Source organism: Mesorhizobium sp. M6A.T.Ce.TU.002.03.1.1 (assembly GCF_003997275.1).
GTDB classification, from domain to species: Bacteria; Pseudomonadota; Alphaproteobacteria; order Rhizobiales; family Rhizobiaceae; genus Mesorhizobium; species Mesorhizobium mediterraneum.
The window spans coordinates 1-391 of sequence record NZ_RZTI01000348.1 but is presented as its reverse complement, the minus strand read 5'-3'; the positions used below and the strand labels follow the sequence as shown (position 1 = coordinate 391).

1 protein-coding gene is annotated in these 391 nt (G+C 65.7%); it reads right to left on the bottom strand.

Going from position 1 to position 391, the window contains the following annotated elements:
- A partial coding sequence (sdhD, locus tag EOC93_RS33895) for a succinate dehydrogenase, hydrophobic membrane anchor protein (protein WP_127206770.1) occupies nt 1–320 on the bottom strand: 320 nt, incomplete at its 3' end.
- Between the last annotated feature and the right edge of the window lie 71 nt (nt 321–391).

Below are 391 nucleotides of genomic sequence, written 5' to 3'. Positions count from 1 at the left end.
TCTCCGGGCTCATCCATATGCGGCTCGGCATGCAAGTGATCATCGAGGATTACGTGCATGCCGATCCGCATATGGGTGAGACCGGAGATGAGCACCAGGGCCATCACCAGCGCCACGAACGGGTTGGCAAGGGCTGCCCGCACATGCTCGTGGTCGGCGCCGTTGAGCGCGATCAGGAAACCGACGAAGAACAGGATCAGCGGGATGTTGGCGATCGCGGTCAGGCGCTGGCGCCGGAAATGCCCGGTGCCCTCGCGGGCGGAGCCGAGGCCGCGGACCCTCGCCAGCGGCGTGCGCATGTCGGTGTTTTTGCCGCTCATCATCAAGCTCCCCGCGCCATGGTGCCGGCGATCCAGATCAGCAGCGTGAGCAGGATCGAGCCGGCCAGCGT